Source organism: Pseudomonas sp. GW821-FHT09C10, assembly GCF_059418085.1.
This window is the reverse complement of record NZ_JBWKPE010000004.1, coordinates 155,745-177,762: the sequence shown is the minus strand read 5'-3', so window position 1 is coordinate 177,762 and position 22,018 is coordinate 155,745. Positions and strand designations below refer to the sequence as shown.

22 protein-coding genes and 1 pseudogene are annotated in these 22,018 nt (G+C 61.0%); 4 read left to right on the top strand and 19 right to left on the bottom strand.

Annotated features, from left to right (window positions below):
* Window positions 1-47: 47 nt before the first annotated feature.
* From recG to exbB, 5 genes are all read right to left on the bottom strand, one after another.
* Window positions 48-2,123 carry an ATP-dependent DNA helicase RecG gene (gene recG / locus AC07OT_RS10150; RefSeq protein ID WP_027608279.1) on the bottom strand — a complete coding sequence of 692 codons (2,076 nt, stop codon included), beginning with the start codon at window positions 2,121-2,123 and terminating at the stop codon, window positions 48-50.
* A gap of 8 nt (window positions 2,124-2,131) precedes the next feature.
* Window positions 2,132-3,052, bottom strand: coding sequence for a hydrogen peroxide-inducible genes activator (locus AC07OT_RS10145; RefSeq protein WP_015886540.1), 921 nt, complete (start codon window positions 3,050-3,052; stop codon window positions 2,132-2,134).
* Window positions 3,053-3,194: 142 nt separating this feature from the next.
* Window positions 3,195-3,944, bottom strand: coding sequence for a TonB family protein (locus AC07OT_RS10140; RefSeq protein ID WP_027608280.1), 750 nt, complete (start codon window positions 3,942-3,944; stop codon window positions 3,195-3,197).
* Window positions 3,941-4,366 (bottom strand): TonB system transport protein ExbD, encoded by a 426-nt coding sequence (exbD, locus tag AC07OT_RS10135; protein WP_003195519.1) that lies wholly within the window; start codon window positions 4,364-4,366, stop codon window positions 3,941-3,943. The genes AC07OT_RS10140 and exbD overlap by 4 nt, the downstream gene beginning before the upstream one ends.
* A gap of 6 nt (window positions 4,367-4,372) precedes the next feature.
* Window positions 4,373-5,353, bottom strand: a complete 981-nt coding sequence (gene exbB, locus AC07OT_RS10130) for a tonB-system energizer ExbB (RefSeq protein WP_141156308.1) — start codon at window positions 5,351-5,353, stop codon at window positions 4,373-4,375.
* A gap of 189 nt (window positions 5,354-5,542) precedes the next feature.
* Here exbB and AC07OT_RS10125 point away from each other — a divergent pair, with 189 nt between their 5' ends.
* Window positions 5,543-6,400 carry an SDR family oxidoreductase gene (locus AC07OT_RS10125; RefSeq protein WP_141156307.1) on the top strand — a complete coding sequence of 286 codons (858 nt, stop codon included), beginning with the start codon at window positions 5,543-5,545 and terminating at the stop codon, window positions 6,398-6,400.
* Window positions 6,401-6,434: 34 nt separating this feature from the next.
* Here AC07OT_RS10125 and AC07OT_RS10120 read toward each other — a convergent pair whose 3' ends face one another.
* The 7 genes from AC07OT_RS10120 to AC07OT_RS10090 form a co-directional block, all read right to left on the bottom strand.
* The gene (locus AC07OT_RS10120; protein ID WP_141156306.1) at window positions 6,435-7,169 is read right to left on the bottom strand and encodes a hypothetical protein; all 735 of its coding nucleotides are present in this window, start codon (window positions 7,167-7,169) and stop codon (window positions 6,435-6,437) included.
* Window positions 7,170-7,247: 78 nt separating this feature from the next.
* Window positions 7,248-7,988, bottom strand: a complete 741-nt coding sequence (locus AC07OT_RS10115; RefSeq protein WP_141156305.1) for a hypothetical protein — start codon at window positions 7,986-7,988, stop codon at window positions 7,248-7,250.
* 56 nt (window positions 7,989-8,044) lie between these two features.
* Window positions 8,045-8,425 carry a RidA family protein gene (locus tag AC07OT_RS10110; RefSeq protein ID WP_003176922.1) on the bottom strand — a complete coding sequence of 127 codons (381 nt, stop codon included), beginning with the start codon at window positions 8,423-8,425 and terminating at the stop codon, window positions 8,045-8,047.
* 24 nt (window positions 8,426-8,449) lie between these two features.
* Complete coding sequence (gene spoT, locus AC07OT_RS10105; protein WP_005792489.1) at window positions 8,450-10,555, bottom strand: bifunctional GTP diphosphokinase/guanosine-3',5'-bis pyrophosphate 3'-pyrophosphohydrolase; 2,106 nt, start codon at window positions 10,553-10,555, stop codon at window positions 8,450-8,452.
* Window positions 10,556-10,615: 60 nt separating this feature from the next.
* Window positions 10,616-10,879 carry a DNA-directed RNA polymerase subunit omega gene (gene rpoZ / locus AC07OT_RS10100; protein WP_003176920.1) on the bottom strand — a complete coding sequence of 88 codons (264 nt, stop codon included), beginning with the start codon at window positions 10,877-10,879 and terminating at the stop codon, window positions 10,616-10,618.
* Between the two features lie 167 nt (window positions 10,880-11,046).
* Window positions 11,047-11,667: a guanylate kinase gene (gene gmk, locus AC07OT_RS10095; protein WP_032884410.1), complete on the bottom strand. Its 621-nt coding sequence runs from the start codon at window positions 11,665-11,667 to the stop codon at window positions 11,047-11,049.
* A gap of 10 nt (window positions 11,668-11,677) precedes the next feature.
* Window positions 11,678-12,541: a YicC/YloC family endoribonuclease gene (locus AC07OT_RS10090; protein ID WP_065926714.1), complete on the bottom strand. Its 864-nt coding sequence runs from the start codon at window positions 12,539-12,541 to the stop codon at window positions 11,678-11,680.
* A 204-nt stretch (window positions 12,542-12,745) separates the two neighbouring features.
* Here AC07OT_RS10090 and rph point away from each other — a divergent pair, with 204 nt between their 5' ends.
* Together rph and AC07OT_RS10080 are read left to right on the top strand one after the other, a co-directional pair.
* Window positions 12,746-13,468, top strand: a complete 723-nt coding sequence (gene rph / locus AC07OT_RS10085; protein ID WP_017735760.1) for a ribonuclease PH — start codon at window positions 12,746-12,748, stop codon at window positions 13,466-13,468.
* 22 nt (window positions 13,469-13,490) lie between these two features.
* A complete protein-coding gene (locus tag AC07OT_RS10080) occupies window positions 13,491-13,859 on the top strand; it encodes a DUF4870 domain-containing protein (RefSeq protein WP_027608287.1) in 369 nt (122 codons plus the stop codon).
* Window positions 13,860-13,917: 58 nt separating this feature from the next.
* Here AC07OT_RS10080 and crc read toward each other — a convergent pair whose 3' ends face one another.
* Window positions 13,918-14,697 (bottom strand): catabolite repression control protein Crc, encoded by a 780-nt coding sequence (gene crc / locus AC07OT_RS10075; RefSeq protein WP_003195493.1) that lies wholly within the window; start codon window positions 14,695-14,697, stop codon window positions 13,918-13,920.
* 82 nt (window positions 14,698-14,779) lie between these two features.
* On the opposite strand from crc, the gene pyrE reads away from it, so the two are divergent.
* Window positions 14,780-15,427, top strand: coding sequence for an orotate phosphoribosyltransferase (gene pyrE, locus AC07OT_RS10070; protein ID WP_027608288.1), 648 nt, complete (start codon window positions 14,780-14,782; stop codon window positions 15,425-15,427).
* A gap of 74 nt (window positions 15,428-15,501) precedes the next feature.
* Here the strand turns inward: pyrE and AC07OT_RS10065 are convergent, their stop codons facing one another.
* The 6 genes and pseudogenes from AC07OT_RS10065 to coaBC form a co-directional block, all read right to left on the bottom strand.
* Window positions 15,502-16,371 carry a hypothetical protein gene (locus AC07OT_RS10065; RefSeq protein ID WP_495107991.1) on the bottom strand — a complete coding sequence of 290 codons (870 nt, stop codon included), beginning with the start codon at window positions 16,369-16,371 and terminating at the stop codon, window positions 15,502-15,504.
* Window positions 16,359-17,417, bottom strand: coding sequence for a type IV toxin-antitoxin system AbiEi family antitoxin (locus AC07OT_RS10060; protein ID WP_495107990.1), 1,059 nt, complete (start codon window positions 17,415-17,417; stop codon window positions 16,359-16,361). Before AC07OT_RS10060 ends, AC07OT_RS10065 begins: the two co-directional genes overlap by 13 nt.
* 267 nt (window positions 17,418-17,684) lie before the next feature.
* Window positions 17,685-18,590, bottom strand: coding sequence for an acetylglutamate kinase (gene argB, locus AC07OT_RS10055; RefSeq protein ID WP_015886532.1), 906 nt, complete (start codon window positions 18,588-18,590; stop codon window positions 17,685-17,687).
* An 18-nt stretch (window positions 18,591-18,608) separates the two neighbouring features.
* Window positions 18,609-20,015 (bottom strand): annotated as a pseudogene (locus AC07OT_RS10050) (phosphomannomutase/phosphoglucomutase); the annotation flags it as partial.
* A gap of 255 nt (window positions 20,016-20,270) precedes the next feature.
* The gene (gene dut, locus AC07OT_RS10045) at window positions 20,271-20,726 is read right to left on the bottom strand and encodes a dUTP diphosphatase (RefSeq protein ID WP_027608290.1); all 456 of its coding nucleotides are present in this window, start codon (window positions 20,724-20,726) and stop codon (window positions 20,271-20,273) included.
* A gap of 5 nt (window positions 20,727-20,731) precedes the next feature.
* Window positions 20,732-21,940 carry a bifunctional phosphopantothenoylcysteine decarboxylase/phosphopantothenate--cysteine ligase CoaBC gene (coaBC, locus tag AC07OT_RS10040; protein ID WP_027608291.1) on the bottom strand — a complete coding sequence of 403 codons (1,209 nt, stop codon included), beginning with the start codon at window positions 21,938-21,940 and terminating at the stop codon, window positions 20,732-20,734.
* Window positions 21,941-22,018: the final 78 nt, after the last annotated feature.

Genomic DNA, 22,018 nt, shown 5'->3' with positions numbered 1-22,018 from the left:
GTATAACCAGCTTGATACACCTGTAGGTCGGATAAGTGAGGCAGGCGTCACACTTGGCCGTATTGCTGCCCATGGCGCAGCCAGCGATCCAGCAGCGGGCTGACGTGATCCGGCCAGCGCTCCAGTAACGCCTGCGCTGCATCGCGTACGGCAGGCAGCAGGTCGGCATCGCGCATCAGGTCGGCGACCTTGAACTGCAGCAGGCCGGTCTGGCGGGTGCCGAGCATTTCGCCGGGGCCGCGCAGTTCAAGGTCTTTTTCGGCGATGACAAAACCGTCGTTGGTCTCGCGCATGATGCCCAGGCGCTGGCGGCCGATCTGCGACAGCGGCGGGTGGTAGAGCAGCACGCAGTGACTGGCGGCGCTGCCTCGGCCCACACGGCCGCGCAATTGGTGCAGTTGCGCCAGGCCCAGGCGCTCGGGGTTTTCGATGATCATCAGGCTGGCGTTGGGCACGTCCACGCCCACTTCAATCACGGTGGTAGCGACCAGCAGTTGCAGGTTGCCGGCCTTGAACTCAGCCATCACCGCGGCCTTTTCCGCGGGCTTCATGCGCCCGTGGATCAGCCCGACCTTGAGTTCCCCCAGGGCGCTGGTGAGGTCTTCATAGGTGGTCTCGGCGGCCTGGCAGGTCAGCTCCTCGGACTCTTCGATCAGCGTGCACACCCAGTACGCCTGGCGGCCTTCGGCGCAGGCGCCACGCACACGTTCGATCACTTCGACGCGCCGGGTGTCGGTGACCAACACGGTGTTGACCGGTGTGCGGCCGGGGGGCAGTTCGTCGAGGATCGAAGTGTCGAGGTCGGCGTAGGCGCTCATGGCCAGGGTGCGTGGGATCGGGGTGGCGGTCATGATCAACTGGTGCGGGTTCATGCGCCCTCCCACGCCTTTCTGGCGCAGGGCCAGGCGCTGTTGCACGCCGAAGCGGTGCTGTTCGTCGATGATCACCAGGGCCAGGTTCTTGAACTGCACTTCGTCCTGGAACAGCGCATGGGTGCCCACCACCATCGGTGCACCGGCGGCGATCTGTTCCAGCGCGGCCGCGCGCGTCTTGCCCTTGAGCTTGCCGGCCAGCCACGCGACTTCCAGGCCCAGGGGCTCGAGCCAGCGCTTGAACGTGATGAAGTGCTGCTCGGCGAGGATCTCGGTGGGTGCCATCAGCGCCACCTGGTAACCGGCTTCCAGGGCTTGCAGGGCGGCGAGGGCGGCGACCACGGTCTTGCCCGCGCCCACGTCGCCCTGGATCAGGCGCAGCATCGGCTCGTGCTGGCTGAGGTCGTAGGCGATTTCATTGCCCACGCGCTGCTGGGCACCGGTCGGCGCAAAGCCGAGGTTGGCCAGGTATTGCGCAGGCAGGCGCGTGGCCTTGGGCATGGCCGGCGCACGCAGGGAGCGCATGCTTTCGCGCAGGCGTTGCTGGGACAGTTGGTGAGTCAGCAGCTCTTCGAAGGCCAGGCGGTGCTGGGCCCAGTGATGACCGAGGGCCAGTTCGTCGACATCGGCGTCCGCAGGGGGGTGATGCAGGTAGCGGATCGCATCGGCCAGCGGCGCCAGTTGGTAGTCGCGGGCCAGTTCCAGGGGCAGCCAGTCGGGCAGGCTCTGCGGGCCAAGCATGCCCAGGGTCTGCATGCACAATTGGCGCAGGCGCTGTTGGGTCAGGCCTTCGGTGAGCGGGTAGATCGGCGTGAGGGTGGTGTCCACCGGCGGCGGTTCGTCACCGGTAATGGCGCGGTATTCCGGGTGGTAGATCTCCAGGCCCGAGGCACCGGGGCGTGCTTCGCCGTAGCAGCGCACGCGGGTGCCGCGCTTGAGGCCTTCCTTCTGTGCGTTACTGAAATGGTAGAAACGCAGGCTCAGGCCGCCGGTGCCGTCCTGCAGACGCACCACCAGACTGCGGCGCTTGCCCATCACCACATCGGCGCCGCTGACGGTGCCTTCGACCACGGCATCCTGCCCGGGACGCAGTTGGCCGATGGGCACCACGCGAGTGCGGTCCTGATAGCGCAGGGGCAGGTGGAACAGCACGTCCTGGAGGTTTTCCAGGCCGACCTTGGCCAGCTTCTCGGCCATGGCCTCGCCGACACCCTTGAGTGCCGTCACCGACACCTGCGACAGCTCAGTCATACGTTTGCTTAGCTCGCAGCAGGCGGCTTGGCCACCGAACACAGGCGGATCGAGTCGGCGAGGATCTCAATGGCTTTGGGCCGTGGGAAGCTGGCGCGCCAGGCGATCGCCACGGTACGGAACGGCACCGGTGGCGTGAGTGGACGCACTTCGATCACGCCGGGGGCGTAGTGATGGCTGTCCACTGCCGACAGCGGCAGGATCGAGATGCCCAGGCCGGAAGCGACCATATGCCGGATGGTTTCCAGGGAGCTGGATTCCACGGTGGTGTGCTTGGCGCCGTCGTTGCCTTTGGTCAGGGTCGGGCAGGCTTCCAGCACCTGGTCGCGGAAGCAGTGGCCTTCGCCGAGCAGCAGCAGGCTCTTGTCGTTGAGCAGGCCGGCGTCGATGGTGTCTTTTTGCGTCCACGGATGGGAGGCGGGCATCAGCACGTAGAACGGCTCGTCGTAGAGCGGCAGGGTCAACACATCCGCTTCGTTGAACGGCAAAGCGATGATGATCGCGTCCAGCTCGCCGTTGCGCAGTTTGTCGCGCAGCACGTGGGTGAAGTTTTCTTCGATATACAGCGGCATCTGCGGCGCGACGCGGTGCAGTTGCGGGATCAGGTGCGGGAACAGGTACGGGCCGACGGTATAGATGGCGCCGACTTTCAGCGGTGCGGTCAGCTGGTTCTTGCCGGCCTGGGCCAGTTCGCGAATGCTTTGCGCCTGTTCCAGCACCTTCTGGGCCTGGGCCACGATGCCTTCGCCCACCGGGGTGAGGCGCACGGCGCTTTTGCTGCGCTCGAAAATCAGCACACCGAGTTCGTCTTCAAGCTTTTTCACGCCCACCGACAGCGTCGGCTGGCTGACGTGGCAGCGTTCGGCCGCGTGGCCAAAGTGCTGCTCTTGGGCGAGGGTAACGATGTAGCGTAATTCTGTAAGAGTCATAGCGGGCGTCCATGAGGTTGCGGGCCAAGCATACCGGCTGCAATCGATAGACGCACGTTATCAGAACTTTGCTGGGGATTGAGCGGGGAATGCGCGGGATTTTGCTGAGAGTGGCGAGGGGTGTCCCTCGCCACCATCATTTTCAGCGACGACGTTTCTCGATGTTGTACACGAACGGTGCAACGATCTCGATGCTGCCGCCCTTGAGCATGTCGGCCGGCGGCTTGGGCAGCGGCTGGGCACGACGGATCATGTCCAGGGTGGCGCGGTCAAGGTCGGCGTTGCCGGAACGGCCCACCAACTCGTAGGACAGCACGTTACCGTCGCCATCCACCACGAACTTCAGGCGGTTCAGGCCTTCCTTGCCACGGGCCTGAGCACCTGGCGGGTACTTCTTGTACTTCTGCAAGTGTGCCAGCAGGGTGCCTTCCCAGGACGCTTTGGCGGCGATCTGTTGCGGCGACGGGCCAGGTACGGGCTGGGCCGATTTTTCAGCCGGTGCCTTGGTGGGCGGAGCGTCGCTCGGCGGGTCCTCGGAGGGTTTCTCCTTGGGCGGCTCGATCTTTTTCTCCACCGGCTTGGGCGGCTGCGGTTTAGGCTTGGGCTTGACCGGCTTGGGCACCTGGATCGTTGGCTTGGGCGCCTCGGCCAGTTTCGGCAGGGGCAGCTCTTCCACCGGTGCAGGCGGTTGCGGCGGCGTTACCACTTTCGGCGGCGCCGGAGGCGGCGGTGCAGGCATCGGGGCCAGGTCGATGACCATGGCTGCCGGCGGCAACTGCACCGTGCGCGGCGCTGACCAGTGGAGCGCGATGGCAATCGCGACGGCATGCACGCCCAGCACGACGGCGAGGCTGGTGCCATAACGCGTCAGTTTGTGGCGCGTCGTGATCATTTCTTGGCTGCCGTCTCAAGTCCGACCAGGCCTACCTTGAGGTAGCCGGCTGCCCGCAGGGCATCCATCACGCTCATCAGGTCACCGTAGTCCACGCCCTTGTCGGCCTGGAAGAAGATCGTCGTGTCCTTCTTGCCTTGGGTCTTGGCATCGAGCACCGGCCCCAGGGTTTCGGCCTTGACTTCTTCTTCGCCCAGGAACAGGCGTTGGTCCGCCTTGACGCTGAGGAAGATCGGTTTCTCCGGCCGCGGCGCCGGCTTGGCGCTGGAGGCGGGCAGGTCAACCTTGATGTCCACGGTGGCCAATGGAGCGGCCACCATGAAGATGATCAGCAGCACGAGCATCACGTCGATAAACGGCGTGACGTTGATTTCGTGGTTCTCGACGAGTTCATCGTCGCCTTGATTCAAATGCAGGCCCATGGCCGATTACCCCACTTTCACCATGTGCGGTTGCGAGCTGCGCTCGGTAGGCAGGTGATCGAGGTCGCGGCTGACCAGCAGCAGGACTTCTGCCGACGCGTCCGATACCTGGGCCTTGTAGCCGGCAATCGAACGGGCGAAGACGTTGTAGATCACTACCGCAGGAATCGCGGCGACCAGGCCCAAGGCGGTTGCCAGTAGGGCTTCGGCGATGCCGGGGGCGACGACGGCGAGGTTGGTGGTCTGGGTTTTGGCGATGCCGATGAAGCTGTTCATGATGCCCCAGACGGTACCGAACAGGCCGACGAACGGCGCGGTGGAGCCGATGGTAGCCAGCACGCCGGTGCCGCTGCTCATGTTACGGCCGCAGGCTGCAACCAGGCGTTCCAGGCGGAAGGCCACGCGCTCCTTGATGCCTTCTTTTTCACGGGTATTGGCCGACAGGCGCATTTCTTCCAGTGCGTCGTGCACCAGGGTGTTGGCCAGGGTGCCTTTCTTGGTCGCGCTTTCGCTGGCTTCCTTGAGGGTGGTGGCTTTCTTCAGGTGGACGATTTCAGTGCGCAGACGGCGCTTGGCACCCAGCAGCTCGAAGCCTTTGGCGATCCAGATGGTCCAGGTAATGATCGACGCGATGGCCAGGCCGATCATCACGGCTTTCACCACCACGTCAGCATTCTGGTACATGCCCCATGGCGACAGGTCGTGGGCCATGCCCAGGGTGTTGTCTTCTTCCAGCACGACACCGGTTTCGTCGGCGGCGGCTGGGGTTGCAGCCTGGGCCGGGTCGGTGGCCGCGGGGGCAGCAGCGGGTGCGGTTGGAGCCGCAGCATTGTGCTCGGCGGCGGCCGGGGTAGCCGGGGCGGTGGCATCAGCGAATGCGGCGGTCGGCGCCAGCAGTACGCTGAACAGCATCGCAGCAATCGCACGCCAGGCGCGGGATGGGCTGTGAAGCTTGGTTGGCGAAGCGGGGGTTGTATTACGTGTCATGCTGGCCGGACCTGAGAGAAGAAAATGAGTGATCGTCCTTCCAGACCCAAAGGGGGCGAGGACAAATGGGCGGTTATTATTGCAAGTAATTCTTGTTAACAGAAGTAATACAGTAACTTTATTTGCCCTTTTTCTGGCCGCCGGTCTGCTGCGAGGGCTAATCTAGACCTTTAAGAACGGAGTTTTATGATGTCTGTGCCTTCTGTTGTGATTGCCGGATGTGGCGATGTGGGTAGTCGGCTGGCTAGCCAATTGCTGGCCTCGGAATGGGAGGTTCATGGCCTGCGGCGCGATATTTCACGCCTGCCCGACGGGGTGATCGGCATTGCCGGCGACCTGTTCAACAAGGATTGCCCTGACACCTGGCCGATCGGCGGGGTGGATTACCTGGTGTACTGCGCCGCCGCCACCGACCACGATGAGGCCGGTTATCGCGCCGCTTACGTGCAAGGGTTGCAGCATGTGCTGGAGTGGCTGAAGGATTATGGCCAGGAGCCCAAGCACCTGCTGTTTGTATCCAGCAGCAGTGTGTACGGGCAGCAAAATGGCGAATGGGTCGACGAAACGTCCGAGACCCAGGCGAAAGGTTATTCCGGGCAGGTGATGCTGGAAGCCGAGCACGTGGCGCTCAATAGCGGTATCCCGGCGAGCATCGTGCGCCTCACCGGCATCTATGGCCCGGGCCGTGAGTGGCTGCTGACCCAAGTGCGCCAAGGCTACCGTGTAGCCGTCGACCCGCCTCTCTATGGCAACCGAATTCACGCGGACGATGCGGCGGGCCTGCTCGCGTTTCTGCTGCGGCATGTAGAGCAGGGCGGTTCGCTGGATCAGGTTTATATCGGCGTCGACGATGCGCCGGCGCCGCTGGCCGAGGTGGTGGCTTGGTTGCGAGACTACCTGGGCGTGACGGAGTGGTCCGAGGAGGCCAGTGTGCGGCGAGCGGGCAGCAAGCAGTGCAGCAATGCGCGTATCAAGGCGTTGGGCTGGGTGCCGACCTACCCGAGTTACCGCGAGGGGTATGCTGCGATCCTTGAAGGTAAGCGCTGAATGAGTGAGAAGGCCGAGTCGGGCTCCTTTTGACTCACTGTTTTTCCAGCAACCACTGGCGCGGACCTGGCGTGAGATGAGGGATCTGGTCTGGTCGGGATAGGTTGATCGCTTGGAAAATCTCCAGCTGTCTACCGGAACGGACAAAAATCCATCCGTCCGAGGTCTCGTCGTTGCCCAGATAAAGGGTGTCATTACCGGCGCCTTGAGTGGCGCAATCGCCTCCCAGGCAAAGCTCGTATCGGTTGTGCCTTCCCAGCCCTGACACAGCGCCGTCGGCCGCGAACGTGACGAAGTTGCCTGTGCCTTGGCCTTCGAGGATTTTCCATCGGCCGGCCATATAGGCTGAATTCAATGTGAACCTGAAGGTTGTGCCCCATCTGGCGCCAGTATTGGGTGGTTGGGCGGGGCGTTTGAACACCTGGCCTGGGCGTTGTGACTGGGGCTGCTGGATCAGTTGATTATTCGTCAACCGCAGTTCGTCGTAGCCGTGCCCGTCGTAGTCGACGGTCCATGTGCCCGGTGCTTTTGGCAACAATTGACCTTCGCCTGATTCGAAAGCGTTGCTCAACTGCGCCTTGCCGGCACGGGTGTCGATGTTCCACTCAAGATTCAAACCGTGCGCTGCAATGGCGCGCAACAGGGGCCGGCCTGGGGTCGCGGAGTCGATGGCGGCCTGGTTGATCCACAGTCCGTTGATGTCGGCGGGTGGCGGCATCTGTTGGCAGCCGCTCAGCAGGATAAGGCCGAGGGCAACGGGCTTGTGCATAGGACAACCTGCCAATGGGTGAAAAACAGGGGGCAGGCTAAAGAAAAAGGAGCCTGTGGGCCCCTTCGTTCTGTATCACTATTTTTCCAGCAGCCACTGTCGCGGCCCGGGCGTAAACGAAGGCACTTCGTCCGCCTGTGCGGTGTTGACCGCCTGGAAGATCTCCAACTGCTTGCCCTTGCGCACGAAGATCCACGGGTTGCCCACGCCGTTGAGCTGCAGCCACATGCTGTCGTAGCCGCCGCTCATGGAGGCACAGTCACCGGCCAGGCACAGCGAGTACCGATCAACATTGGGCAAACCGGCAACCTTGCCGTCAGGCTGGAACTGGACAGTGGCGCCGCTGCCGAAGCCGTCGGTGATCTTCCAGTCGCCGCCCATATAGGCTGCATACAGGGCGCGTTCGAAGTTGGCGCCCAGCGGCGCACCTTCCGGTGCAGGTTCCTTGGCGCGGGCGAAGAGCTGCTCGGGCTCGTTATCGTTGGCCACTTGCAGCAGTTGCTTGCCTTTGCGCTTGAGTTCAGTGGCGGAGCTGCCGTAGAAGTCGACGCTCCAGGCGCCGGACTGTTCGCCGAGCAACTTGCCTTCGGCGACTTCAAAACCGTTGTAGTAACGTGCCTGCGAAGCCTTGGGGTTAACCTCCCATTCGAGGTTCGGGCCATAGCTTTGCAGCGCTTCACGCAAAGGGCCGCCCTTGGCTGCCGCATCGATGGCGACCTGGTTGATCCAGGTGCCGCTCACATCCTGGTTGGCAGGGTTGCTGGCGCAGCCGCCGAGCAACAGGGCGAGCAACGAAGAGGCTACAAGCGCTTTGCGCATCATGAAATCCTTTTAAAACGAAGTCGGCGCAGCCTGTGGAGGTTGCGCCGGGTGTTTTACTCGATGACCAGAATTGCGTCCATCTCAACCTGCGCGCCCTTTGGCAGGGCGGCCACACCAATGGCGGCACGGGCTGGGTAAGGTTGTTCGAAGTACTTGCCCATGATCTCGTTGACCTTGGCGAAGTGGCTCAGGTCGGTGAGGAAGATGTTCAGCTTGACGATGTCCTTGAACGAGCCGCCGGCAGCTTCGGCCACGGACTTGAGGTTTTCGAAGACCTGTACGGTCTGGGCTTCGAAGCCTTCCACCAGTTCCATGGTCTTTGGGTCCAGCGGGATCTGGCCGGACATGTAGACGGTGTTGCCCGCCTTGATGGCCTGGGAGTAAGTGCCGATGGCGGCTGGGGCTTTATCGCTGGTGATTACGGTCTTGGTCATGAATGACTCCTTGTAATGGATGGGCTACGCACGCATGCGGGTGATGCGGATCACACCGGTCAAGGCGCGCAGTTTCTTGATCACGCGGGCCAGGTGCACGCGGTCATGCACGCTGACCACCAGCTGGACCACGCTGATGCGACCATCGCGCTCGTCCATGCTGATTTTCTCGATATTGCCGTCGGCCGCGTTGACACTGCTGGCCAGCAGGGCGATCAGGCCGCGCTGGTGTTCCAGCTCCACGCGCAGCTCGACGTTGAATTCGCCGGTGACATCCTTGGCCCACGAGAGCTGGATGCACTTCTCTGGGTTGTGGCGGATCTCGGTGATGTTGCGGCAGTTGTCGAGGTGAACGACCATGCCCTTGCCGGCCGACAGGTGGCCGACAATCGGGTCGCCAGGGATCGGCGTGCAGCATTTGGCATAGCTGAGCACCAGGCCCTCGGTGCCGCGAATCGCCAGCGGGCCTTCCGGGCTTGGCAGTTGTTCGCCTTCACCCAGCAGGCGGCGTGCGACCACGTAGGCCATGCGGTTGCCCAGGCCGATATCTTCCAGCAGGTCCTCGATGGTTTCCTGGCGATACTCGTGGAGCATCGCTTGCACGCGCTCCTGGGCGATCTTGTCCAAGGCGCTGTCGAAGCCGTTGAGTACTTTGTTCAGCAGGCGCTCGCCCAGGCTGATGGACTCGGAGCGGCGCTGCAGTTTCAGTGCGTGGCGGATGTGCGTGCGCGCCTTGCCGGTGACCACGAAGTTCAGCCACGCCGGGTTCGGGCGCGCACCCGGTGCGCTGACGATCTCCACAGTGGAGCCGCTTTGCAGCGGTTCCGACAGCGGGGCCAGGCGCCGGTTGATCCGGCAGGCAATGCAGCTGTTGCCGACATCGGTGTGCACCGCGTAGGCAAAGTCGACCGCGGTGGAGCCTTTGGGCAGCTCCATGATCCGGCCTTTGGGCGTGAACACGTAGACCTCGTCCGGGAACAGGTCGATCTTCACGCTTTCGATAAATTCCAGGGAGTTGCCGGCACGTTGCTGCATTTCCAGCACGCCCTTGACCCACTGGCGGGCACGGGCATGGGTGCCTTTGGGCTGCTCGTCGCCGCTGGATTTGTACAGCCAATGGGCGGCGATGCCGTTGTTGGCCATCTCTTCCATTTCCCGGGTGCGGATCTGGATCTCGATCGGCACCCCGTGCATACCGAACAGCGTGGTATGCAGCGATTGATAGCCGTTGGCCTTGGGAATGGCAATGTAGTCCTTGAAGCGCCCCGGCAGGGGTTTGTACAGATTATGTACAGCGCCCAGCACGCGGTAGCAGGTATCGACCTTGTCCACGATGATGCGGAACGCGTACACGTCCATGATCTCGTTGAAGGCCCGGCGTTTGCCGCGCATCTTCTTGTAGATGCCGTAGATGTGTTTCTGCCGGCCGCTGACCTCGCCCTCGATCTCGTCGATCGCCAGGCAATGGCTCAGGGATTCTTCGATCTTGTTGACGATTTCCTTGCGATTGCCCCGGGCGCGCTTGACGGCCTGGTAGATGCGCGCCGAACGCATCGGGTGCATGGCCTTGAAGCCGAGGTCTTCGAACTCGATACGAATGGCGTGCATGCCCAGCCGGTTGGCGATGGGCGCGTAGATTTCCAGGGTTTCCTTGGCGATGCGCCGGCGTTTTTCGCCGGACAGCACTTCCAGCGTGCGCATGTTGTGCAGCCGGTCGGCCAGCTTGACCAGGATCACCCGGATGTCCCGGGCCATGGCCATGGCCATTTTCTGGAAGTTTTCCGCCTGGGCTTCGGCCTTGGTCTCGAAGTTCATCTGGGTCAGTTTGCTGACCCCGTCGACCAGTTCGGCCACGGTTTCGCCAAATTGCGCACTGAGCGCTTCCTTGGCAATGCCGGTGTCTTCGATCACGTCATGCAGCATCGCGGCCATCAGGCTCTGATGGTCCATGTGCATGTCGGCCAGGATATTTGCCACCGCAAGGGGGTGGGTGACATACGCCTCACCGCTTCGGCGGCGTTGGCCGTCGTGGGCCTGTTCGGCGTAGAAATACGCTCGGCGGACCAGGTTGACCTGGTCGGGGCCGAGGTAGGCCGATAAGCGATCGGCGAGGGCGTCTATGCTCGGCAAAGTGTGAACTCCTGCCGAAGGCTGTGACCCCGCGCCGTGCTACGTCGACCAGGCATAGGCTTAGACGGCCTCGTTGGACTCGTCCTCGAACGCTGCAAACAGCGGTTCGTCTTCAACGATTTCAGCGTTGGCGATGAACTCGTAGCTCATCAGGCCTTCAGCGATTTCACGCAGGGCTACAACGGTAGGCTTGTCGTTTTCCCACTGGACCAGAGGCTCTTTGCCGCCAGTGGCCAGTTGACGGGCACGCTTGGTAGAGAGCATGACCAGCTCAAAGCGGTTATCCACGTGTTCTAGGCAGTCTTCAACGGTTACGCGGGCCATGGTATTCCTCGGAGCGAATGCAAGATGCGCGCTGCCCGGTTGGGCGAGCGGACTGAGCAGTTTAAAAAATCACCAGCGTTTAGGGAAGCGCTGATTTTTCGCAGGTCCTCGCAAAACCGCTGCAAGCGCCAATGTAAAGCCCTTGCAGCGGTTTTGGGAAGAGCCAATCAGCCGAGCAGTTCGGCGAGTAATTTACCGAAACGCTGCTGTTGACGCTTTTGCTGGAGCTGATTGGTGCGGAAAATCGCCTTCAGGTCATCCAGTGCGTGGGAAAAATCGTCGTTGATGATCAGGTAGTCGTAGTCGACATAGTGGCTCATTTCGCTGACTGCTTCCCGCATGCGGCCTTCGATGATCTCGTCGCTGTCCTGGCCACGGTTGGTCAGGCGCTGGTGCAAGGCTTCGAGCGACGGCGGCAGGATGAAGATCGAGCGTGCCTTGGGCATCAGCTGGCGCACTTGCTCGGCGCCCTGCCAGTCGATTTCCAGGATCAGGTCGTGGCCTTCGTCCAGGGTCTGTTGCAGGTGGCTCTGCGAGGTGCCGTAGAGGTTGCCGAACACCTCGGCGCGCTCGAGGAAGTCGCCATGCTCGATCATCTTGACGAACTCGGTGCGCTCGACGAAGTGATAGTGCACGCCGTTCACCTCGCCCGGGCGCATGGCACGGGTGGTGTGGGAGACCGAGATGCGAATCTGCTCGTCAGCGTCGGTCAGGGCCTTGACCAGGCTGCTCTTGCCTGCGCCCGAGGGCGCGGAAATGATGTAAAGGGTGCCGGTGCTATGGGTCATGGAGGGTGCCTTACTCAATATTCTGTACTTGTTCGCGCATCTGCTCGATCAACACCTTGAGGTTGACCGCCGCCGTGGTGCTGCGCGGATCGAAAGCCTTGGAGCCCAGTGTATTGGCTTCGCGGTTGAGTTCCTGCATCAGAAAGTCCAGGCGCCGACCAGCGGCGCCGCCGGACTTGAGCACGCGGCGCACTTCGAGGATGTGGGTGCTCAGGCGATCCAGTTCTTCGGCGACGTCGCTCTTCTGCGCGAGCAGCACCATTTCCTGCTCCAGGCGCACGGGGTCGAGGTCGGCCTTCATGTCGGTGAAGCGGTCGAGGACCTTCTGGCGTTGGGTGGCGAGCATCTGCGGTACCAGCTCGCGCAAGGTGACCACGTCTGCTTCGATTGACGTCAGGCGCTCGTTGATCAGTCGGGCCAGTTCGGCGCCTTCGCGCTCGCGGCCAGCCTTGAGTTCCTTCAATCCCTGAGTGAACAGGGCGAGGGCTTCGGCATTGAGGGCTTGCGGATCGGAGGCGTCGGCCACCAGCACGCCGGGCCAGGCCAACACTTCCAGAGGGTTCAGTGCGGCGGGCTGCTTGATCAGGCCGGCGACGGTTTCGGCCGCGGCGACCAGTTGCGCAGCGCGCTCGCGGTCTACCTGCAGCGGCTTGCCGGTGGTTTCTTCGGTAAAACGCAGGGTGCATTCCAGCTTGCCGCGGGAGATGCCCTGGCGCAGTGCCTCACGCACGGCGCCTTCGAGGTCGCGGAAGGATTCCGGCAGGCGCAGGTGCGGCTCCAGGTAGCGGCTGTTGACCGAGCGCAGTTCCCAGCTCAGGGTACCTTGGGCGCCGGCTTTTTCGACGCGGGCGAAGGCGGTCATGCTGTGCACCATGGAGGTACCTCGCGATGCAGTCCCGCGAAAGCGGGCTGATGGGTAAATTGAAGCCGACAGGCTGCGAAGGCGCGGGATTGTAGCGCAGTGGGGCGGGCGCGCCCAAACCCTGAGCATTCGTAACCAGATTTTTAGCAGTGCCCCGAATCGGCTCGCGGCTCTATAATGGCCGGCAGTTTTTCGTCCTCAGTACAGGTATCCCCTATGAAACGTCCAAGTGGTCGCGTTGCCGATCAGCTCCGCTCGATCCGCATCACCCGCAACTACACCAAACACGCCGAGGGATCCGTACTGGTCGAGTTTGGCGATACCAAGGTTATCTGCACCGTCAGCGTTGAAAATGGCGTGCCGCGCTTCCTCAAGGGCCAGGGCCAGGGTTGGTTGACCGCCGAATACGGCATGCTGCCGCGCGCTACCGGCGAGCGTAACCAGCGTGAAGCCAGCCGTGGCAAGCAAGGCGGCCGCACCCTGGAAATCCAGCGCCTGATCGGGCGCTCCCTGCGCGCGGCCCTGGATATGTCCAAGCTGGGCGACGTTACCCTCTACGTCGACTGCGACGTGATCCAGGCTGATGGCGGTACGCGCACCGCGTCCATCACTGGCGCCATGGTGGCGCTGGTCGACGCGCTTAAAGTCATCAAGAAGCGTGGCGGCCTGAAAGGCGGCGACCCACTGAAGCAGATGATCGCCGCCGTATCGGTGGGCATGTACCAGGGCGAGCCGGTGCTGGACCTGGATTACCTGGAAGACTCGGCTGCCGAGACCGACCTGAACGTAGTGATGACCAGCACCGGTGGTTTCATCGAAGTGCAGGGCACCGCCGAAGGTGCGCCATTCCAGCCGGCCGAGCTGAACGCCATGCTGGCCCTGGCCCAGAAAGGCATGACTGAGATCTTCGAACTGCAGAACGCCGCACTGGCTGACTGAGTAAGCCTCAAGGAGAAGCGCCATGAATGACAGCCAAATGCCGGTGCCTACGCCTTCCTATGAGGTGCGTCAGGGGGCAATGTTGTGCCATCTTGCGGCGTTCCTGGGGTTTGTATTCCCCTTCGGCAGCGTCGTGGGGCCGCTGATCCTGTGGCAGATGAAAAAAGAAGTGGATCCGTTCATTGACGACCAGGGCAAGGAGGCGCTGAATTTCCAGATCACCGTAGCCATCGCCTGGATCATTTGCATCGTGCTGGCCTTCGCGGTCATTGGGTTTTTCCTGATGACGGCCTTGGTCATCGCAAGCGTGGTGCTGACGATCATCGGCGCAATCAAAGCCAACAAAGGGATCGCCTATCGCTATCCCTTGACCTGGCGCCTGGTCAAATAATCGACACCCACAAAAAAACCGACAGCGATGTCGGTTTTTTTGTGCCTGGATAAAGACCCTAGATGGTCAGTGTCCAGTCGTAGTCCACGATCAGCGGCGCGTGCTGCGAGAAGCGCGGCTGGCGCGGCAGGCGTGCACTGCGAACGAACCGGCGCAGACCCGGGGTCAGCAACTGGTAGTCGAAGCGCCAACCCAGGTTGAGCATCTCAGCCTGTTCATTGTCTGGCCACCAGCTGTACTGGTCACCTTCGCGGCTGACTTCGCGCAGGGCATCCACATAGCCCATGTTGCCGACAATCTCGTCCATCCAGGCCCGTTCCGGCGCCAGGAAGCCCGGGGATTGCTGGCTGTCACGCCAGTTCTTGATATCCAGCTTCTGTTGCGCCACGTACAGCGAGCCACAGTAAATGTACTCGCGACGTTTGCGTCGCTGTTTATCCAGGTAACGGGCGAAATCGTCCATTAGCTTGAACTTCTGGTTCAAGTCTTCATCGCCGTTCTGCCCCGAAGGAAGCAGCAAGGTCGCGATGCTGACCTTGTCGAAATCGGCTTGCAGGTAGCGCCCGTAGCGGTCGGCTGTCTCGAAGCCGAGGCCGCTGATGACCGCCTTGGGTTGCAACCGCGAGTACAAAGCCACGCCACCTTGGGTGGGCACTTCGGCATCGCAGGCATAAAGGAAGTAGCCATCCAGTTGGAAGGCTGGGTCGTCCAGTTCAAAGGCGGAGGCGCGGGTGTCCTGCAGGCAGATGACGTCGGCATTCTGAGCTTGCAGCCAACTGAGCAAACCACGCTCGACTGCAGCCTGAATACCATTAACGTTCACACTGATGATCCGCATAAATGGCCCCAAAAATCGCGTGCGTGTATGATACACGCCGTCTACCTAATTAGCTAAATCCGTGGTATCTGAGGCTTTTTTCATGCAGGCGTATCAACGCGATTTCATTCGTTTTGCCATCGATCGCGGGGTTTTGCGCTTCGGTGAGTTCACCCTCAAGTCCGGGCGCACCAGCCCGTATTTCTTCAATGCCGGCTTGTTCAACTCGGGTTCGGCCCTGGCTCAACTGGGGCGTTTCTACGCGGCAGCCATCGTTGAAAGCGGTATTTCCTTCGACGTGCTGTTTGGCCCGGCCTACAAGGGCATCCCCCTGGCGGCTGCAACGGCCGTGGCCCTGGCGGAACACCATGGGCGCGACCTGCCATGGTGCTTCAACCGCAAGGAAGCCAAGGCCCATGGCGAAGGCGGCAGCCTGGTGGGCGCGCCGCTTACCGGCGATGTATTGATCATCGATGACGTGATCACGGCCGGTACGGCTATCCGTGAAGTGATGCAGATCATCGCTTCCCAGGACGGCGCCAAGGCCGCCGGTGTGCTGATCGCGCTGAACCGCCAGGAGCGTGGCAACGGTGAGTTGTCGGCCATCCAGGAAGTGGAGCGTGATTTCGGTATTCCAGTGGTCAGCATCGTGTCGTTGAACCAGGTGTTGCAGTTCCTGGAAGACGACCCGCAGCTCAAGCAGCACTTGCCGGCAGTCAAGGCGTATCGCGAGCAGTTCGGCGTTCAGTAATCGCCACAATAAAAAGGCCCCGTTCCATTCAATTGATCGGGGCCTTTTTTCGGTTCGGGCTTTTCGGGGTGTTGCTACTCCCGCAGTCGCAAGGCGCGCAATAAAGCGTCAACCTGCCCGAAAGCGTCTTGTTGCCATTGGTCCGGTGTGCGATCTCCGAGTATTTGGCTGTCTTCGACGAATCGCCTTACGGCCGTTGGGCCATAGCCTTCGGCGATATCAAACTTTTCGCCGATGAACTGAAATCCCTGTTCTCCACTCCCGGTTTCCAGTACTGATCGACATTCTCCTGCAAGCGCTTGGATGCCACCGGGGAAATTACGGACGCAGTAGTAGATGTCATATGCGTCCTTCTGTTTGTGCCTTCCGTTCAGGGCGTATCCCTTCATCGCCAGCAGGGCGGGGATCGAGCACACCGCGACCTCGACACGATTTTTGCCACCCGTAGGCATGGAGCCTTCAATGGCAACCATTTGATAGAAGCGCATCGCCAAGTCGGCACCGTCAGCGCGTTGAGCTGCAAAGTCGTTGAGAATGGGAGGTTTGTTCTGGATGATTTCGGCGTCACGCGGCATCAAGAAGTCCACGATCACATCTATCGCCGATCCACCGTCTTGCACGGGAACCTGGCGAACGAGCTGGAATCGCCGCAGTTCTCCTCTTTGTTCGTACCCATTACCCATCAGTGCTTCAATCAACGTCGCGTATTCGCCATCACCGAGAGCCTCTGCGTCCAAGCTCAAATCGACATCGAGGGTTCCAACGTGCTGCATATCGTCGTTCGCCAGCAGGAGCCAAGGCACCGCTCCACCGATCACTGCAAACTTGCCTTTGAAGGAACCGAGGATCTGACCGATCTCGACTAATACCGCCTTCACGGCAGCGGTCGTTCTGTCGTCATAATCTGAGGCGGATTGAGGTTCTTGAGGGATTAACGAGACCATGTCAGTTTTTCCTGTCGTAGATATTCGGCGGCTTCCTTTCCGCGCTCTCCCGCAACAGATAGATCCAAATATGTCTGAACTGGGCTAGTGCACAGGGCGCCCGGTGCGGGTTCAACGGTGTCCAGTAGGAGTCCTTCGTCGTTGGGTAAAGTGATGACAACGTTCTCTCCCTTTGATGCAGGAACCAACTGCAGTGCTTTAACCAGTCTTTCTAGCCCTTCAATGTCGGCATAAAAGTAATTCGTGCTGATGCGGGCATAGGGTGCGAGCCATTGAGCGGCAGAAAAGGAGGAAAAAAGTGCGTGTCCGCCGTTCCTTTCTCCAAGAGCGATGCGCGCGGCATTTTCCAATGCGCTGCCATGTAAGGTGGTATAGAAGCCCTTACGCTCTCCTGATGGAGGCTCGTATGCTTCGGTCCATGCATCCAGGAGCGCTTGAGGATCGGATAGGCATACGCCGTCGTTTGTCGCTCTTGCCCATTCTCGATTCAGTAGTGCTGTGCGGACATTGCTGACCTGTCCCAGGCTCACCCCGGCGGCTTCGCACAGTTCTACCACCCGCCAGGCTCGGCCCGGATCCCGAAGCATCGTGCGTATGATCTGCGCTGATTTCGGTTTGAAGAAAGACTTAAGCTCCCTGTGCTCCGAGAGCGGCTTGTCAGCTACTTGGTGATCAATGAATACACCATCGAACGAGATCCAGGCATTACCTTCCAGGTCCAGATATCCCACACCCTTTTCCCGACACAGTTGTCTTGCTGCGGGTGAAAGATAGGGTGCTACCACAATAGGCGTAGCCTCTGGCCTTTGCTCGCTCACATAGTCGCGAAGCTGAAGTATGGCCGCGTTTATGAATCGGGGCTGGCCGTTTGCTTTTACCTCGCACACCAGGGGGCGTGATTTGCCCGATGCGTTAATCTCGATAATGAAGTTGGGAGTCCAGCCTTTGGAAGGAGGCATAGTTTTGAGGCTTTTAATCTCGAGAATCGGTACCTTGCTCAGGAGGCTTCGCAGCGCATCTCTGGAGTGAATTTCGAGTTCTTTCATTAATTGAGCCCTTTTCAGCGAATGTTGAAAATAGCTATTGCGGTGAAAAAAGTCGAGGAATTTCACCCTTTATGATGTTTTCAGTGAGTGTTGAAATACCTATTAATACTGAAAGGCGTCAGCGGCGTTTTCGTGATCATCGTTGTAGGCTGCGTTTCATTGCTCAAAAAAAACCGCAGATTCTACTTTGCCTGACGAAGATTCCGTACATGGGTACGTATTGTCGTAGGCGCCGTAAGAAACTGCGGTTTTTTGGTGCTTTGTAAATCAGGGACGCTTGCGATTACTGATCAGCGTGCCCACACCCGTATCGGTGAAGATTTCCAGCAAGATTGCATTCGGTACACGGCCATCCAGGATCAGCGAGCTGCCGACGCCGCCTTGCACCGCTTCCAGTGCGCAACGGATCTTCGGCAGCATGCCGCCGTAGATGGTGCCGTCGGCGATCAGTTCGTCCACCTGCTGGGTGGTCAGGCCGGTCAGTACCTTGCCTTCCTTGTCCATCAGGCCGGCAATGTTGGTCAGCAGCATCAGCTTTTCAGCCTTCAATGCTTCGGCCACTTTGCCCGCCACCAGGTCGGCGTTGATGTTGTAGGACTCACCGTTGGCACCCACGCCTATCGGCGCGATTACCGGGATGAAGTCACCCTTGACCAGCAGGTTCAGCAGGTCGGTGTTGATGCCGATCACTTCGCCTACCTGGCCGATATCGATGATTTCCGGCTGGGTCATTTCCGGCGTCTGACGGGTAACGGTCAGTTTTTTCGCACGGATCAGCTCGGCGTCCTTGCCGGTCAGGCCAATGGCGCTGCCGCCGTGGCGGTTGATCAGGTTGACGATGTCTTTGTTCACCTGGCCGCCGAGGACCATCTCCACCACGTCCATGGTCTGCGCGTCAGTGACGCGCATGCCATCGATGAAGTGACTCTCGATCGACAAGCGCTTGAGCAGGTCGCCGATCTGCGGGCCGCCGCCGTGGACCACCACGGGGTTGATCCCCACGGCTTTCATCAGCACGATGTCGCGGGCAAAGCCGGTTTTCAGCTCGTCGCTTTCCATGGCATTGCCGCCGTACTTGATCACCAGCGTCTTGCCGACGTAGCGTCGAATATAAGGCAACGCTTCGGACAGGACCTTGGCGGTGTTGGCAGCGGCTTCGCGTTCGAGGGTCATTCAGGGCTCCGGTAAAAATCAGAACGGTAATTGGAGATCAGGGGCAACACGTTTCAACTGGGCGTGGAACACGTCCTTGATGCGCTGCAACTCAGCCTCGGTATCCGCCTCGAAACGCAGCACCAGCACCGGTGTGGTGTTGGACGCGCGAACCAGGCCCCAGCCCTTGGCGTAATCGACTCGCACACCATCAATGGTGGTCAGGTGGGCGCCTTCGCCCCATTGCGCATCGTGCAGTGCGTCAATGATGCTGAATTTGCTCTCCTCGGTCACATGGATATTGATCTCTGGCGTAGAAATATCATTCGGGAAGGTCTGAAACAGCTCTTCGGCGGTGGATTTTTCCTTGCTGAGGATCTCCAGCAGACGGGCGGCGCTGTAAATACCGTCGTCAAACCCGAACCAGCGCTCTTTGAAGAACACGTGGCCGCTCATTTCACCAGCCAACAGCGCGCCGGTTTCCTTCATTTTCTTTTTGATCAACGAGTGACCGGTCTTCCACATTAGCGGACGGCCGCCATATTCCTTGATCAGCGGGGTGAGGCGGCGGGTGCACTTCACGTCGAAAATGATCTCGGCACCCGGGTTGCGCGCCACCACATCGCGGGCGAACAGCATCAGCAGGCGGTCCGGGAATACGATCTCGCCGGTTTCGGTCACCACGCCTACGCGGTCGCCGTCGCCGTCAAAGGCCAGCCCGACGTCAGCACCGGTTGCCTTGACCTTGGCGATCAGGTCCACCAGGTTTTCCGGCTTGCCTGGGTCCGGGTGGTGATTGGGGAAGTTGCCATCGACTTCGCAGAACAGCGGGATCACTTCGCAGTTCAAGGCTTCGAGCAGCTGCGGGGCGATCACGCCGGCCGCGCCGTTGCCGCAGTCCACCACCACTTTGAGGCGGCGTGCGAGTTTGACGTCGCCGGTGATTTCGTCAGAGTAGCGCTGCAGGATGTCAACTTTGGTGATGCTGCCTTTGCCGCTGGTCAGGTCGTTGGTCTTCAGGCGGGTGTGCAGGGCCTGGATCTGTTCGTTGGCCAGGGTGTCGCCGGCGATGACGATCTTGAAACCGTTGTAGTCCGACGGGTTATGGCTGCCGGTCAGCATTACCCCGGATTTGCCGGCCAGTACATTGGCGGCGTAGTACAGCGCGGGAGTGGGCACCAGGCCCACATCGCTGACATGGCAGCCACTGTCGGCCAGGCCCTGGATCAGTTGTTCCACCAGTTCCGGGCCGGACAGGCGACCGTCACGACCGACCGATACGTTGGGCTCGTCCTGGGCCAGGCTCTGGGAACCAATGGCGCGGCCAATCCAGTAGGCGGTTTCGGCGGTCAGGGTCTTGGGGACTACGCCACGAATGTCATAGGCGCGAAAGATGCTGTCGGGGAATGTCGGGGCTACTCGGGCTGCGGTACTCATCGCGGGGGGAAACTCCATCTCAAGGGGGCAAGGCTGGCCTTAATGTGGCTGACCGGCAGGCTCAAACTGAAGGGTATGACGGTGTTTTCGGCAGAGAGTTCGTGGTGCAAAAGTGCCATCGGAGCTTGGCCCCTGTCTTTATTTCTGCGTAATGCATTGATTTCAAATGGGAAATCTCGCTGATAAAGTCCGCGCATTCTTCATCCTGAAAAGCCTTGCGGGGGCATCGAGCCGGGCAAAGGCGCCCGGCCAGGTTCAGCGTAGTCAGTGACTGCCGGAATGCCCAAAACCGCCTGCGCCGCGTTGGGTTTCGTCAAAATCCTGCACCAGTTCGAAGTGCGCCTGCACCACCGGCACCAGTACAAGCTGGGCAATGCGCTCGCCGACAGCGATGTTGAACGCCGTCTGGCCACGATTCCAGCACGACACCATCAACTCGCCTTGGTAGTCCGAGTCGATCAGGCCTACCAGGTTACCCAGCACGATACCGTGTTTGTGGCCCAGGCCGGAGCGCGGCAGGATCAGCGCGGCGAGGCCCGGGTCGCCGACGTAGATCGACAGGCCGGTGGGAATCAGGACGGTCTGGCCCGGTTCAAGGACGGTGTCTTGCTTGAGCATGGCGCGCAGGTCCAGGCCGGCGGAACCTGGGGTGGCGTAAGCCGGCAGCGGGAATTCGGTGCCGATGCGGGGGTCGAGGATCTTGGCTTGCAAAGCGTGCATGGAAATTAAACCTGGTTCAGCCGTTGGGCGATAAAAGAGATCAGTTGGCGGGCAATCTTGCCTTTGCTGGTCTGGGCGAAAAGAGTGGCGTGCAGCTCGCGGTCGATCACGCTGCAGGCGTTTTCCTCGCTGTTGAAGCCGATGCTCGGGTTGGCGACATCATTGGCAACGATCAGGTCGAGGTTTTTGTCTTTCAGTTTGCGTGCAGCGTAGTCGAGCAGGTGCTCGGTCTCGGCGGCAAAGCCGACACTGAACGGGCGGTCCGGCCGCGTGGCAATGGTGGCCAGGATGTCCGGGTTACGCACCATTTGCAGGAGCAGCCCGTCGCCGCTCGTAGGGTCTTTCTTGAGCTTTTGCGGGGCGACGACTTCCGGGCGGTAGTCTGCAACCGCTGCCGAAGCGATAAACAGGTCACAGGGAATGGCGGCCTCACAGGCGGCCAGCATGTCCCGGGCGCTGACTACGTCGATTCGCGTGACGCGATCGGGAGTCGGCAAGTGCACCGGACCGGTGATCAGGGTAACGCGTGCGCCTGCCTCGACCGCGGCTTCCGCCAAGGCAAAGCCCATTTTTCCTGAGCTATGGTTGGTGATGTAGCGTACCGGGTCGATGTTTTCCTGGGTCGGGCCTGCCGTAATCAGCACGTGCCGGCCGGTCAGGGCCAGGTGCTGGAAGCACTCGGCGGCGCACAGTGCCAGGTCGGTGGCTTCGAGCATGCGGCCCATGCCGACATCGCCGCAGGCCTGGCTGCCGGAGGCCGGGCCGAACACCTTGAGGCCACGACTTTGCAGGAGCTGGGTGTTGGCCTGGGTCGCCGGGTCGCGCCACATGGCTTGGTTCATGGCCGGGGCGATGGCGACGGTGGCGTCGGTGGCCAGTACCAGGGTGGTCAGCAGGTCATCGGCAATGCCTTGCGCCAGGCGCGCGATCAGGTCGGCGGTGGCTGGGGCGATCAGTACCAGGTCGGCCCACTTGGCCAGTTCGATATGACCCATTGCGGCTTCGGCTGCCGGGTCCAGCAGGTCCAGGTGAACCGGGTGTCCGGACAAGGCCTGCATGGTCAGCGGAGTAATGAACTCACTGCCGCCGCGGGTCATGACCACGCGCACTTCAGCGCCCTGGTCGAGAAGCCTGCGGACCAGCTCTGCGCTCTTGTAGGCGGCAATGCCGCCGCCGACGCCGAGAACGATGCGTTTCCGATACAGACGCTGCATTGGTTTGCCTTTCCAGTTCAGTGAAGCCAGTTCAGTGACGCCTGCGATGCCCCCTCCCCAGGTGAAATCGCACGCAAA